Genomic DNA, 14,681 nt, shown 5'->3' with positions numbered 1-14,681 from the left:
CAAAAAAATCCAACTGCTTGGTAATTTCATCATTGCCTCGATAGGTTTGATTGATAGGAGGTATCTTCTCGCGTTATTCCAATGATGTTGATAACGCGCGCAGCAATTGCGTCAGCGCTCGAAGAAGTTGAGCGTTGTTTAAAATGCTGTAATGCGTTTCTGCACAATAACTGAGTTGAACGCCATGCGAGGATTGCATCTCCCAGCGTTGTGCAAGCTGGGGGTGTTTACGCTGACGTTGCTGGCTAAGCCAAAGCGTCAGCGGTATCGCTATCTGCGGCAGGGGGCCGGCGTTATTCGTCAGTTCGAACGATTTTTTCAGCGCCCAACAGAAGGTTTCGGCATGTTCCAGCGTGATCTTCTCCTCAAGCACGCTCTGATTCAGCGCATAGTGCATTTTTATCTCGTCGGCGAAGCTGTCTATCGCATTCGTTTCTTGATGCCGACACAAATGGCGCGCAATACCGAGAGAGTCGAACAGACTGAGGTAACTTTGCGCCACGCTGAAACGTCGCTTCACGGCGGTCCGCTGGGCGGGCAAACCGCTGTCGACAACCAACGCATGCGCAAAGGGCGCGCCTTGTTCCGTGGCCTGCGCCGCCATATGGACAGCTAATTGGCCGCCCAATGACCAGCCGGCGATAACGGCCGTGCCGCGTTTGGCACGCGGTATGGCCGCCAAATGGGAGGCGGCCAATCGCTGCAGGGTGAGTGTGTCGTCGGCACCGGGTGCGGCCAACCCCGGGCTGGCGATGGTGATGATGTTGGCGCAGGCGCAAAGCTGTTTTGTCCACTTTGCATATTGATGAACCTGGCCGCCGGCGCCATGCACCAAATACAAGGTGGGCAGAGAGGGGCGAGCGGCTGAGCCGGACAGCATCGATAACGGCAGGGGCGCATTCTCGCGCAGACGCTCGGCAAGTTTATCGAGCTGTGAGTAGCCGAGGATTTCCGCCAGGGTTAATTCCACATTAAGGGCGCGCTTGATGTTGCCCAAGAACGTGATGCCAGAAAGCGAGCTGCCGCCATTGCTGAAGAAGCTGGCATGTGGGTCGATCTTGTCTGGAGTACAGCCTAACGTATCCGCCAACAGCTCTCGTAGTAGCATGAGTTCCGCGGACGCGGCGGGTGCAACCTCGCTGGCCTGACTCCGTTCGGTGCCTGGCGAGAGCAAGGTGCGATCCAATTTGCCGTTGCGTGAAAGCGGGAAACGTTCAATGAGGTGATAGCGGGATGGCGCCATATACGCGGGCAATGCGGCCGTAACCTGCTCGCGTATTCTTTGCTCTGCCTGGACGCTGGCTTTCCCCGCCTCGGTCAATGTGATGTAGGCTTCCAGATGCGGTGTGCCGTTCCCGGTTTCATCGCGACAGACGACACACGCTTCAGCGACCAGTTCGCTGCTTTTGAGCGCGAATTCGACGTCACCCAATTCGACGCGAAAACCCTGCAGTTTCACCTGTTGGTCTTCGCGGCCGAGAAACTCGATGTAACCGCTGCGATGCCAACGGCCGCGATCGCCGGTGCGGTATATGCGTTCTCCGGTGGTTGGGAAAAGCACAAAGCTGCCGGCGGTGGTTTGGCTATCGCGCCAATACTCGCGGGCAACGCCAACGCCACCGATATAAATGTCGCCGGTAACGCCGAAACCGCACGGCTCGAGTTTTTCATTCAACACCCACATGCTCTGATTTGGCAATGCGGTTCCATAGGGGATGGCGTTTCTGTAGTGCGTATCTCGTGTGACCGGATGATAAATTGACCATATTGCCCCTTCAGTGGCACCGCCAAGGCTGGTGATGGTGGCGTTGGGGCAAAGCCGATGTGCCTCGGCGATCAGCTGTGGAGAGATGCGATCGCCGCTCAGCCAAATATGCCGCAGTTGAGGCAGCGACAGGATGTTTTCTTGTGCGCAATATTGCACCAACATTTGCAAGATGGCGGGAACCGAGTTCCAGATGCTGATTTGCCGCTGGCGTATCGCATTTAGCCATGCTGACGGCTCTTTCGCTTCGTGCGGCGATAGCACCGTTACTGATGCACCGGCTAGCCAACTGCCGAACAGGTCATAGACCGATAAATCGAAGGCCAGATCGGCGAGTGCCAATACGTTGTCACGATGAGAAACGTTAAACAGTCGGTTCATGGTCAGCAAGGTATTGGTGACGGCCCCCTGTTCCATAGCTACACCTTTTGGCGTACCGGTCGTCCCCGACGTATAAATGACATAGGCGAGCGCTTCCGCTTCGCCTGGCGGGAAGGGCGCTGTGTCTAGGACATGAGGGGAAAACAGCGCCTCCAGATCCTGAACGCGGATAGTCTGCGGATAGCGGGCGTGATGGTGAGCCTGGTTGCTCAAAACCCAGGCGCAACCTGATATCCGCATAATGGCCGCTGCGCGGGCATCCGGCAATCCTTCGGCCAACGGCAAGTAGGCACGTCCGGCGAGGATCACGCCGAGCGCCGCAATAGCCTGATGAGCGCCACGTGGAAGATCGATGGCGATGAGCGCGCCTGGGGCGGTATGGGCGATCAGCCAATGCGCCACGAGGCCGGCGTGCCGCAACAGCCGATCGTAATGCCACACGCTATCGCCCTCGTACAACGCCGGGCGATCCGCCTGCTGGAGAGCAGTGTGTAACAGCCGATCGGAAAGAGGTTGCCGCAAGGATGCGGGCATCGCCTGTCCGACGGAGAGCTGACGCAATTGCCGGTTATCGGCCATTGACGCCAGCGAATAGTGGCCGACGGCCCGCGAGGGATCGCAGGCAATTTGCTGCAGCAGTAATGCGTAAGCTTGCGCCAATCCGTTAATGCGCTCCGGCGTAAATAGCTTGGCGTTGTATTGCCATTCCAACTGAATGCCCTCCACGCTGGAAATCACTTCCAGAACCAGATCAAACTTGGGCGGCGCATAGCGTCTCGGCAGGGTGTTAACCTGCGCACCGCCAATATTCAGCTCATTGCTTTTGCGATGTTGGCAGACGAACATGATTTGAAAAATGGGGTGAAACTTGCCGCGCGTGGGCTTGAGTTGTTCAACCAGGTAAGAGAATGGCAACCCTTGATGTTTGAAAGCGCGCGCAATTTTATTTGCGTTCTTTTGCAGCAGCGTGGTGAAACTGTCGTCGCCAGTGATGATGAATTGGTGGGCGATCGTGTTGACGAAGCTGCCCACGGCGTCGTTTAACGTCGGCTCGTTCCTGTTGGCGATCGGGCTACCGATGACTACACGCTCCGTTGCAGATTCTCTGGCAATCAGTAACGCGAAGGCGGAGTGCAACAGCGTAAACAGCGTCGTACCGTTATGTTTGGCTAACTGGGCCAGGGCCGACTGCAGTTCGTTCGTCAGCGATGTTCTGACGATATTCTGTGTTTTGCCTGCCGCGGTGATGGCGATATCGTATTCAAGCGCGTGTTTTTCCGGCGCACCATCCAGTTCATCGCGCCAAAACGCCATGCTGTCATCGACATTGGCGACGGCGAGGAAAGGGTCTTCAAGATAGCGGAAAAATGCCTGGCCGTTGTCATAATGACCATGCTCTTTGTGCACGTGATAGCCACGGCTCAGTTCATCCACCAGCAAATTGGCCGTCCAGCCGTCGACCACGCAATGGTGAAAGGTCAAGAACAGATAGTGGTGCTGCGCGCTCTTTCTCAAGATCCGGCAGCGCAGGGGATACTCGGCACCGAGATCAAACGGAATCGTGCACTGGGCGTTAAGCGCCGCCAGCATACTTTTTTGCTGCTCCTCACTATTCAGCCCGCTGATGTCCTCGAGGCTGTGTTCGAAAATGGTTTCATCAGGATGCACGATGTCAACGGTGATGGTTTCCCCGTCTAGCCGATAGCTGCCGCAAAGCGCACCGTGCCGCTTGAGCAGTTTTTTCAGCGCGGTGAGTAAACGCGTGGGTTCAAAGGGCCCCAGGATCTCTTTGGCGATCGGAATGTTATACAGCGGGCTGTTCTTGGTGAAGTTTTCATACAGCCACAGGTATTGCCCCGCGTAGTGATTGACGGTGTAACAAGGCTTCTCCCCGGTGTCTCGCTCTGCATTATCTGGCGTACAAACAGATAAAAATGCGGTGATGTCTTCCTGCACCGCACTGAGTGCGGCGGCGTCGACATGCTCGATGGCTTGGCGTCGAGGCGACAGCTCGCCGAATGTGGCTCCCTGTTTCGCCATTTCCATCAGATTGATCAGGCCGATGACGCTCATCAGTGCACTCCTTCCATGTTGACGTCGATAGCGTTCCCTGTTCGACCGCTTTTATTCGGGCGTTTGTCGCTGTGGGCGGAAATCAAATTCAGCCAATGCGACAAGCTACACAACTGCACTCCCGGGTTTCTCCGCTGTGCCATTGTGAAGGCGGCGCGATGATCGAAATTCTCGCCATCATCGAAACCGAAGATCCTCAGTACGCAGCCGTTCAATCGCTCATTGGCCGTATCGAACCGGATGTGCGGGAAATAGCCAAGCCGCGCGGAAAAGGCTATCAACTCAGTAACGCCGGCGTCGACAGCTTGGCGGCGCGAATCGGCTTTATGCAGCAACAGCAGTCGCTCATGCCGAAAATCGCGCAGCAGGCCTTGCGTGAGTCTGGCGCCGCCGACCGTATCATGCATAAAGATCATGTAGTTAACTCGGCCGGGCAGGGCGTGAAGCAGGGCCGAAAGCGCATCAAGCCAACTGGCATATTGCGTGGCTTCGTTCGGTACGTTGAATATGGCCGCGTTCAGCGGCCATTCAGCATGCAATGGCAACGCCTGCGGTGACAGAATGTCCACACCGTGTTTGTCGGCGAGGGCGGCCAACAAAAGCCGTTCATCTGCGCCTTCGGGTGATTGAATAAACAGCCGGCTGCTGGCCGGCGCCTCGGTTGACAGGCGGCGGCCGATAGCGCATCGGATGTTCAGATGCTGCGGATCCAGGCCATAGCGTGCATGGGCCAGCTGCGTTAGGTGTCGGCAGAAATCGGTGAGTCTCGGATGTTCAAAAATGTCGCTCAGGTTCAGATCCAACCGACAGTGGGCGTTAAGCGCGTTAATGATTTTTATGGCCTGCAGCGACTCACCGCCGAGCGTGAAGAAGTCGCCATCGTCACTCCCCAGCGTCGCCAGCCAAACCTCATGCACCAGGGTGTTGAATGTCGTCGAACGCAATTCCCGTGCGGGTTCAGGCATCCGGGATTGTCTTTCCAGGGTGCGATAATCAATCTTGCCGTTAGCCAGTTTGACCAGCGGCGTTGGATGATGCACGAAGCGCTGAGGAATATGTGCACTGGGCAGTTCGCCGTACAGCGTGCGGCGCATTGCCTCGCTGATCGGCTGCCGGCTGTGATAATGCGCATACAGTTCCGTTCCCGCGTCGCCGCTTTTGGCCAGTACGGCAATTTCGACAATTGCGGGCAACCGGGCCAGACAGCTTTCTATCTCACCCATATTGACGCGTTGCCCGGCGATTTTCGCTTCACGAATTTTGCGGCCAAGGAACAGCAACTGCCCATCCTGGCGCTGGCAGGCGATATCGCCGGTACGAAAGGCGGGCATGGGATGGCCGTTAACCTCAAGGGTGACGAACTTTTCCGCGCTCAGCGTTGGCTGATGCAAATACCCCAGGCCGACGGTCGCTCCGGCTATCAGTAATTCGCCGCTGCAGCCGAGCGGCAACAGCCTGAGATCCTCGCCGACGATCGCCGTGTATATACCGTCCAGCGGTGCGCCTATCGTCACGGCGGTGCCATCGTTTTTGATTTCCGCGGCCGTCGCCACCACGGTTGTCTCGGTTGGGCCGTAGGAGTTGAATAACTTTCTGCCTTTGGGATAGTGCGCGAACCAGCGTTCTTTGGATCGCGGTGAAAGGCTTTCGCCGCCGATGATAACGGTAGTGACGGCCGGCGGCAGCGTCTGTTCACCGCCGGAGGCGAACAGCATCTCATTAAAGTAGGCGGTCGGCAGATCCAACAGGCTGATTTGATGATCGGCGCAGAATGTGAAGAACGCGGCAAAGCTGTGCTTGACGGCCTCGGGGGCGATACACAGGTGGGCGCCGGCACCCAGCGTCATGAAAATTTCTTCAATGCACGCATCGAAATGCAAGGGCGCAAATTGCAACACGCGTTCGTGCGGTTGAATGCCATAGCATGTTATCGCCGCATCGACAAAAACGCTGAGAGCATGTCGGGCGCCTATCACGCCTTTAGGCATTCCCGTCGAGCCAGAGGTAAACATGATATAGCCGGTTCCGACCGGGAACGCCGGCGCCTCAGTCGCTGTTTGCCGGCGAAACACGGTGAAGTGCGCGAAATCCGCCGGCATATCGAGTGTCGATGCGCGCCAATGCGCCAATGCGTCAGGTTCGGAATGAAAGGAGGGAAGTGTGCGATCGGTAATCAGGATAGCGTCGCTAAATTGTTCAAGTCGCTGACGATGAGCCGCGCCATCCCCTTTGGCATTCAGGTTGACGAACGGCATTTTCAACTGCAGCGCAGCAAGCATGCAGATGATGGCTTCCGGCCCTTGCGGCAAGTCGAGCAACAGCACGGTGTTCGCGGCACGGGCGGGGGCGAGGGCATCGGCCAGCGCACGCCACTGTTGCTGCAAAACGGCATAAGACAGCGCTCTTAGCGACAACGAAGCGTGTGTGGGCGTGAGGATCGCCGTGCGTTGCGGCGCTTGAACGACGGCACGATCGATACGTTGCATTATATCGACCACGTTGTCGTTGGCTGCTTTACCCTGCAGCGAGAGCGGGAAACGTTGTCGCAATGCCGCGACGGAAAGATTTTCCGGGTTGTCGTACAGCAAGGCGCACAAGGTCTGTATCCCCTGGCTGTGCCGCACCAGGCTGGCCGCATCGTAAAGCCCTGAGTCGGCATCGATCTCCAGCCGAAGCGTTTGGTTATCGAGATCGGGACGCATGTTGAAGACCAGATCCTGCGCGCCTCCTGAGCGTAAATTACGGATTTCGCTGCGCTGCGCGGAAGAAAATGAGGCTGCCGCTTCAAAGGGAATGATATTGACCACGATGTTGAACAGCGGCGAGCGGCTGGTGACGCTCCGCAGACTTTTTATCTCTTCGTAACGGAATGCTTGATGTTTTTTGAGTTGCCTGAGCATGTGTTCAATGGTTTGCGCCAACTGTCGGCATGAGGCTGTGTCCTCAATATCGAGAGTCAAGGGAACAACGTTGGTCTTGCAAGTCAGCGCCTGCCTCGTCAGGGAGTCTGTTCGCGCCATCATTGGGACGCCGATCGTTTGCTGTTTCTCGCCGGTACACAAGTACAAATATGCCATCACTGCCACGAAAGTGCGCGCCAGCCAAGAAGGGTGCCCGGTTTGCAGCGCAAGGCGCTCGGCAGGATAGGGCAACGACGTCACATGGCGGATCGCCTGTCCCGAAGGAATATTGGCGCAGGCTAATGTCATCGGGTCTGGTAGTGAGGCGCTGGCCGTTTGCCAAAAATGTCGGTCCGCTTGATAGGCGGCTGACTGTTTGTACTCAGATTCAGCCCTGAGCAAGGCATCGATCGCAGGTACGTCTTGCGGTTGCTGCGTTTGGCCTCGGTAGGCCTGCGCCACTTGATGGATCAGCAAATAAGTGCCGTAACCATCAAGCAGCAGATGGTGGCTGCAGAAATACCACAGAAAGCGTTGCTCACCCAGTCTGATGATTTTTTGTCTGAATAACGGCGCAGCGTTCAACGAGAAGGGGCGCTTAGCATCCGCTTCCATTAATTCGATAGCGGTGGCCATATCGTTGGCGTGCTGTGAAAGATCTACCCATTCCACTGAGATGTTGGCGGTGACGGGATATTGATAAGGCGTGCCGTTATCTTCATCAAACAAAACGTGCAACGTCGGCGTTTGGCTGATGACGCGATGAATGGCACGTTTCATTCTTGCGATATCGAGAGTGTGATTTATTTCGACATATTCCGCGATATTATAGCTCGATTTGTCATCGCCGATTTTGGTGCCATAGTAAAATCCCGTCTGTGAATCCAATAGTTGATGCTTGCTCATCGGCTCATCCCTGATGTTTATTTTTCTTTATTTTTTTACCGTCATCAGTTTGCCCGCTCGGCGGGAACGCCATACAACCGTGCGACGTTCTGCGATTGGGTGAACTGTTTTAAGGTGTTCCAAACATAAATGCGCGCTGCCAGGCTTGCAGCAAAAGTCTAAAATACACAGCGTGCCGCCCTCATCCCATTCTGAGTTATGCAGAAGAAACTGCGGATCGTTAATAAATCGACCCAGCGTCTCATCTCTCAGGTAGGCCCAGGTTATATATCCTAACGGATTATCCAAATGATCGAATAATATTTTGAATTGATTTTGATTAATCGCTTCCTGAGTCCATAGCTGCAACGTTTTTATATGGTACAAACTGTAATTTTTATTCATCAACATACAGCTAACGGCGAAGCCCAGGCTCTCGTATTGACTGAACTTACTTTTACCCTGCTGGTTTTCTTTGATAAAACTCACGAAATATCCTCAGCGTTATTATTGTAATACGTTGATCGCCTGACGCTCGAAACGATCCAGATAGATTTGCAACTGTTCGCTGATCTCGCTGAATTCACCGCGCCAGCCGGCAATTTCTTGAAAAATCACTTCACGGCGCATGAACGCGCGGGAGCCCAACCTTCTGGTGACGGTCTGCTTCATCGCCTGTTGTAATCGGGCGGCGGTTTGATCCGCTGATGTTTCCTGAAGGTACTTCGCGTATAACCGCTGGAATGCCAGAGAAAATCTCTCTTCCGCTGTCGTACCCTGTTGTTCGGCGGAAACCCTGACGGGCGAGTCGATGAGCCGATGTAACAGGGCAATCGCCGGATGAGCATTCCCCTGGCCCAGACCTTGTCGACGGCTAAAGATGCCGGGAGCCAAATCGAACATTTTTTGCAAGCGTTCGCCTAAGGCGAACCAGTCGGCGGTGAGAGGCAGGCGTTGTAAAAATGCAGAGTCAAAACCCGCCATACCGAGATTATCCAGCAGGCAGGCTCGCGTGTAGGCCATATTAAAGGCCGCGCCGATGCCTTGGTGCGCTGCCGCGAGAAATGCCGGGCCAAATTGATGCTTGGCTAAATAAAAAGCGAGATCTTGCACGCCTCTCAGCAACAAAGGGGCGTCTTCGTTGAGTTTGTTGTGCTGAATGTAGCTGCGGCCGGGATCGCGACGTTCTGCGGGAAAAACACTGCGAACACCATGAAAGTCCAGCAGCCTGCCGGCCATATCGCAATTGGAGGGTGAGGTCATCATCACCAAATGGCGGGTACGGCAGTAAGCTATCTGCGTCGCAAGGCGCCGTGCAAGCTCGCAGAGCCCGTAGAAGGCTCGTTCTTCCTGCGGCAACGCCAACCAGCGCGCAGCGTCAAACTCAGAGGGACGAGGCAGAAAGGTCGGTGCGGCGACAATGAGCTTTTTGGTCCGCTCAATATCCGAAGGCTGCCTTTGCATCGCATCATGAGGATGATAGTAGGGCGCGCGGCAAAAATGTGCAGGGCGCACGACGGGTTCGCGCACCAGCAACGCCTTGCGGTTATGGACGCCTCCCGCCGATGCAGGAGAGAGGGTGGCGATGGGGTTGTCGGTCAGCAAGATCGCCTTATTGGGCACGGCGCCGTAAGGCAGCAGTTTGGCCATGACGTTTCCCCATAATGCCTCCAATACTGCGCCGGTCATTGTCAACTCGCCATCGACATGCTTCGCCCCTTGACCGACTAACGCATTGGCTCCGATGCCTTTAACCTGCCATCGCCCATCAAAGCCACAGCGTGCGCCGCCGCCGTTGCGCGAAATAGCCCCGCCGCCATAACGTTCGGCGAAAAAGACTTTTTCATCGTTTAAGAGCGGCGTGCCGTCATCAAAAATAGCATGACGATTATTTTCTTCGATGAGATAGCTGGTCTCATTTTTCAGTTCGCTCTGCTCTGCAGGGTTTAATCCGTTGTGCCAGAGTAATTGAGAACCTGTCTTTTTTGCGACGAAAGGAATCAAGCTTTCGTGAAGCATGGCGAGGTTTTTCATTTTTTAAATCGTTATTTTTATGGGTGCAGGGCAAGTTAAATACCGGCCTTATTATACAAGGGGTAATAAGGCCGCGTTTTTTAATTTGAAGAATCCGGTGTTGAAAGTGACGACGACGGTGAAGGGCGACCACCGCCACTGCCATTCCATGTTGGGCCCATGGGAACCTGTGGAATAGCAACGTTAACCGGCATGTGCGGTGCGGCCTGAATAGCGATTTCCGTGCCCACGCCCACGGCTAATGATACGGGGGTGGGCAATTTCGCTATTGTGCTCAGGCTGCCGACAATAAGCGAAGTCGGATTATAAGAATCATTGCCGTCAGATCCGTTAATACATGACAACTCAACTTCCGTTAAGGCTCTCATTTAAGCTCCTTCTTGCGAGAGGTAATGGATAACACAAGCGAAAAAATAACCGCCATCGGCAAACCATACATTGCCGTGATTTTAAGGGCCGCCGTATCCAAAAGGATCGCCTGGCGCTGCAGGCAATAGTCTAAAAATACGGCAAGGGGGAATATCAAGAACAGCATGACGATATGGTACGTGCGCAAGCCTTTTTTCTTCGCGTTTTTATAAATCGCACTGATAATGAGGATGAAAATGACAATAAGAACTATTTCCGTTATAAGCTGCAATTTGATTAGCTCCATTAATCAAAATTTACATCAAGTTACATTGGGTAACCGGATAAGTCAACAGGGTATTTTATGATTCTTCTTTATTTATCATGGCATTGAATTAATTAATCATAAAATGATTACATTTGGTGACTATGTGCTGGAAATGAAAAAAATAAAGATGTCACCGACGTTTCTGGCTGCGGCCGGCGAGGCGGCTAACTTCTAATCACTTGTTTTTGCTCAAACTGCCAACTGCACCTAAGCTAGGAGGTGATTCAGAGGGAGCGATTCCCCGAGACCTTATTCCGTGAACATGGAGGAGTTTCGATTTGATGCGTTTATCCACATTGGTGCTGGCGATCGGCATGGCGCTGGGCTCGCAGGCACAGGCAGCAGAAACCCAACCTCACGCCGACCATAGCGCGCTGCCCAGCGGCCAGGCGAAGGAGGCTACCGTGACCGGTGAAGCCAATCAGCACGACAAGCAAAAGACTCAGAATCCGTTCTTCTATCAAAGCCGTCTGCCGTTCCAGGCGCCGCCGTTCAACCTGATCAAGGAAAGCGACTACGCGCCGGCGATCGAAGCGGGCATCAAGCAAAAGCGGGAAGAGGTGGAGAAGATCGCCAACAACCCGGCCAAGCCCAACTTCAAAAATACCTTGGTGGCGCTGGAGCAGGCCGGTTCGCTGCTGACGCGGGTGATGAACGTGTTCGGCGCCATGACCTCGGCCAACACCAGCGATGCGCTGCAGAAGCTGGATGAAGAAACCTCGCCGACGCTGGCGGCATTGAACGACGACATCATGCTCAACGGCAAGCTGTTCGCGCGCATCAAGGCCATTTATCAGGATCGCGATGCGCTGAAGCTGGATCCGGAATCGCGCCGGTTGGTGGAAGTGACCTACAAGAACTTCGAGCTGGCGGGTGCCAACCTGTCGGACGCCGACAAGGCCAAGCTGAAGGCGCTGAACCAGGAAGCGGCGACGCTGAGCACCCAGTTCACCAACAAACTGCTGGCGGCGAGCAAAAACGGCGCGCTGGCGATAACCGACCCGGCGAAGCTGGACGGCCTGTCGGAAGGTGAGCTGGCTGCGGCGGCCCAGGCGGCCGCCGAACGCAAGCTGGAGAAACAGTGGCTGCTGGTGCTGCAAAACACCACGCAACAGCCGTTGCTGCAGAGCCTGAAAGATCGCGACACCCGCCAAGCGCTGTTCGACGCCTCCTGGACGCGTGCGGAGAAGGGCGACGGCAACGATACCCGCCAAACCATCTCCCGTCTGGCCAAGGTGCGCGCCGAGCAGGCCAAACTGCTGGGCTACCCGAACTACGCCGCCTGGAAACTGCAAAACCAGATGGCCAAGACGCCGGATGCCGCGCTGAGCTTTATGCGCAATATCGTGCCGGCGGCCACCGCGCGCGCCGAGCGTGAAGCCAAAGACATTCAGGCGGTGATCGACCAGCAGAAAGGCGACTTCAAGGTGCAGGCCTGGGACTGGCAGTTCTACGCCGAACAGGTGCGCAAGGCCAAGTACGATCTGGACGAGTCGCAGATCAAGCCTTACTTCGAGCTGAACAACGTGCTGAACAACGGCGTGTTCTACGCCGCCAACCTGCTGTACGGCATCAGCTTCAAAGAGCGCAAGGACATCCCGGTCTACCAGGCGGACGTCAAGGTGTATGAAGTGTTCGACAAGGACGGCAAATCGCTGGCGCTGTTCTACATCGACTACTTCAAGCGCGACAACAAGGGCGGCGGCGCCTGGATGAGCAACTTCGTCGATCAGTCGAAGCTCAACGGCACCAAGCCGGTGATTTACAACGTCGCCAACTTCACCAAACCGGCGCCGGGTCAGCCGGCGCTGCTGTCGTATGACGACGTAATCACCCTGTTCCACGAGTTCGGCCATGCGCTGCACGGCATGTTCGCCGATCAGGAATACCCGAGCCTGTCGGGCACCAACACCGCGCGCGACTTCGTCGAGTTCCCGTCGCAGTTCAACGAGCACTGGGTCAGCGATCCGAAAGTGTTCAGCCACTTCGCCAAGCACTACCAGACCGGTGAGGCGATGCCGCAGGAACTGGTCGACAAGATCAAGAAGGCCGACAAGTTCAACAAGGGCTACAGCATGACCGAGCTGTTGTCCGCCGCGCTGCTGGACATGCACTGGCACATGCTGACCGCCGATCAGCCGCAGCAGGACGTGGACAAGTTCGAGGCTGAGTCGCTGCAAAAAGACAAGGTCGATCTCAGCTACGTGCCGCCGCGCTACCGTTCCAGCTATTTCCAGCACATCTGGGGTAACGGCTACGCCGCGGGCTACTACGCCTATCTGTGGACGGAAATGCTGGCGGACGACGCCTTCCAGTGGTTCACCGAACACGGTGGCCTGACCGCCGAAAACGGCCAGCGCTTCCGCGACATGATCCTGTCGCGCGGCAACAGTCAGGATCTGGAGAAGCTGTACATCGACTGGCGCGGCAAAGCGCCGAGCATCGAGCCGATGCTGATCAACCGCGGGCTGAAGGACGAGTAAGTTCGGCCATTCCCGGTAAGTAAACAAAAGGGCGCGTTATGCGCCCTTGGTCTTTTTCGGCTTGGCCGACATTCAGCGGTTCACCACCTTGGCCGGCAGGGCCACCACCAGCAGCGAGCTGAGCAGCAGGCAGCCGGCGAAGGCCCAGAGCGCGCCGCCGCTCTTGCCGGTCAGATCCAGCGCCAGCCCCATCAGCGAATTGCTCACCAGCCCGGCGATGTTGGCCAGCGAACAGGCCAGCGCGAAGCCGGTCGCCGCCGCCGTGCCGCGCAGGAAGGTAGCCGGCAGGCTGAAGAACACCGGCACCGCGCCGATGATCGCCGCCTGGGCGATGGAGAACAGCAGCACCGTGGCCAGCGCATTGTGGGTGAAGAAGGTGCTGCCGGCCATCGCCAGCGCACCGACGATAAACGGCACGATGATATGCCAGCGCCGTTCGCGCAGCCGGTCGGAACTGCTGCCTATCAGCAGCATGCCGAGCAGGGCGGCGACGCTGGGGATCGCCGTCAGGTAGCCGATGGTGGTGATATCGGTGACGCCGGCGGTTTTGATGAAGGTCGGCATCCAAAAGCCCATGGCGTAGGCGCTGAGCAGAATGGCGAAGTCAATGCCGCCGAGCATCCACACTTTCAGATTGAAGAAGCCGTCGCGGAAGCTGTGCTTGCCGTGATCGGCCTCGGCGTCGTCGCGCGCCAAATCGTCGGCGATGCGTTGTTTCTCCTCGGGCGTCAGCCACTTGGCCTGCTGGTAGGTATTAGGCAACAGCCAGAAGGTCAGCACGCCCAACAGCACGCTGGGAATGCCCTCCAGCAAAAACAGCCACTGCCAGCCGTGCAGCCCGTGGCGCATGTCGAAATGGCCCATGATCCAGCCGGAGAGCGGCCCGCCGATCACGCTGGACAGCGGCAGGCCGATCATGAACAGCGCGATGATGCGGCCGCGGCGATAGGTCGGGAACCACAGCGTCAGGTAAAAGAGCACGCCGGGCAGAAAACCGGCCTCCGCCACGCCGAGCAGAAAGCGGATGACGTAGAACTGGGTCGGCGTGGTGACGAACATGGTGGCGGTGGACAGCAGCCCCCAGGTGATCATGATGCGGGCGATCCACATCTTGGCGCCGACGCGCTGCAGGATCAGGTTGCTCGGCACCTCGAACAGAATATAGCCGACGAAGAACAGCCCGGCGCCCAGGCCGAAGGCCGCTTCGCTCAGCTGCAGCGCGTCGGCCATTTGCAGCTTGGCCAGCCCGACGTTGATGCGATCGAGGTAGGCCGCCAGGTAACACAGGCAAAGAAACGGGATCAGTTTCCAGGTGATTTTGCGGTACAGCAGCAGCGATTCTGCGTCCGCCTTCCCCGCCAGCGGGGTGTCGACAATGGCCATGATGTTGTCTCCAGGTGGTGCGTGTTGGCCTCCGCAGGAGGCGCCTGTTGTGTTTGCGTTGCATGGGCGCCGCCCTGTTTCGGGCGGTCGCGTGAGGCGCT

8 protein-coding genes are annotated in these 14,681 nt (G+C 56.5%); 1 reads left to right on the top strand and 7 read right to left on the bottom strand.

All coding sequences use genetic code 11. The features are described from left to right. Window positions 1-73: 73 nt before the first annotated feature. The 6 genes from ACYF6X_RS08835 to ACYF6X_RS08810 all read right to left on the bottom strand — a co-directional run bounded on the left by ACYF6X_RS08835 (window position 74) and on the right by ACYF6X_RS08810 (window position 10,678). Window positions 74-4,219 carry a non-ribosomal peptide synthetase gene (locus ACYF6X_RS08835; RefSeq protein WP_130018025.1) on the bottom strand — a complete coding sequence of 1,382 codons (4,146 nt, stop codon included), beginning with the start codon at window positions 4,217-4,219 and terminating at the stop codon, window positions 74-76. Then, window positions 4,219-8,025 (bottom strand): AMP-binding protein, encoded by a 3,807-nt coding sequence (locus tag ACYF6X_RS08830; RefSeq protein ID WP_130018026.1) that lies wholly within the window; start codon window positions 8,023-8,025, stop codon window positions 4,219-4,221. Before ACYF6X_RS08830 ends, ACYF6X_RS08835 begins: the two co-directional genes overlap by 1 nt. Window positions 8,026-8,052: 27 nt before the next feature. Continuing rightward, entirely contained in the window at window positions 8,053-8,493 is a 441-nt protein-coding gene (locus tag ACYF6X_RS08825) for a toxin-activating lysine-acyltransferase (protein WP_130018027.1), read from the bottom strand. A gap of 18 nt (window positions 8,494-8,511) precedes the next feature. Continuing rightward, the gene (locus ACYF6X_RS08820; protein ID WP_130018028.1) at window positions 8,512-10,038 is read right to left on the bottom strand and encodes a hypothetical protein; all 1,527 of its coding nucleotides are present in this window, start codon (window positions 10,036-10,038) and stop codon (window positions 8,512-8,514) included. An 80-nt stretch (window positions 10,039-10,118) separates the two neighbouring features. After that, the gene (locus ACYF6X_RS08815; RefSeq protein WP_125460888.1) at window positions 10,119-10,406 is read right to left on the bottom strand and encodes an E492 group microcin; all 288 of its coding nucleotides are present in this window, start codon (window positions 10,404-10,406) and stop codon (window positions 10,119-10,121) included. Continuing rightward, window positions 10,403-10,678, bottom strand: a complete 276-nt coding sequence (locus tag ACYF6X_RS08810) for a hypothetical protein (protein WP_130018029.1) — start codon at window positions 10,676-10,678, stop codon at window positions 10,403-10,405. The genes ACYF6X_RS08815 and ACYF6X_RS08810 overlap by 4 nt, the downstream gene beginning before the upstream one ends. A gap of 317 nt (window positions 10,679-10,995) precedes the next feature. On the opposite strand from ACYF6X_RS08810, the gene dcp reads away from it, so the two are divergent. Continuing rightward, a complete protein-coding gene (dcp, locus tag ACYF6X_RS08805; protein ID WP_130018030.1) occupies window positions 10,996-13,197 on the top strand; it encodes a peptidyl-dipeptidase Dcp in 2,202 nt (733 codons plus the stop codon). A 72-nt stretch (window positions 13,198-13,269) separates the two neighbouring features. Here dcp and ACYF6X_RS08800 read toward each other — a convergent pair whose 3' ends face one another. Next, window positions 13,270-14,580, bottom strand: coding sequence for an MFS transporter (locus ACYF6X_RS08800; protein ID WP_004938595.1), 1,311 nt, complete (start codon window positions 14,578-14,580; stop codon window positions 13,270-13,272). Window positions 14,581-14,681: the final 101 nt, after the last annotated feature.

The organism is Serratia sp. ID 25-353 (genome assembly GCF_054792795.1).
The sequence above is the reverse complement of the archived record's forward strand: the minus strand, read 5'-3'. Positions and strand labels throughout refer to the sequence as shown.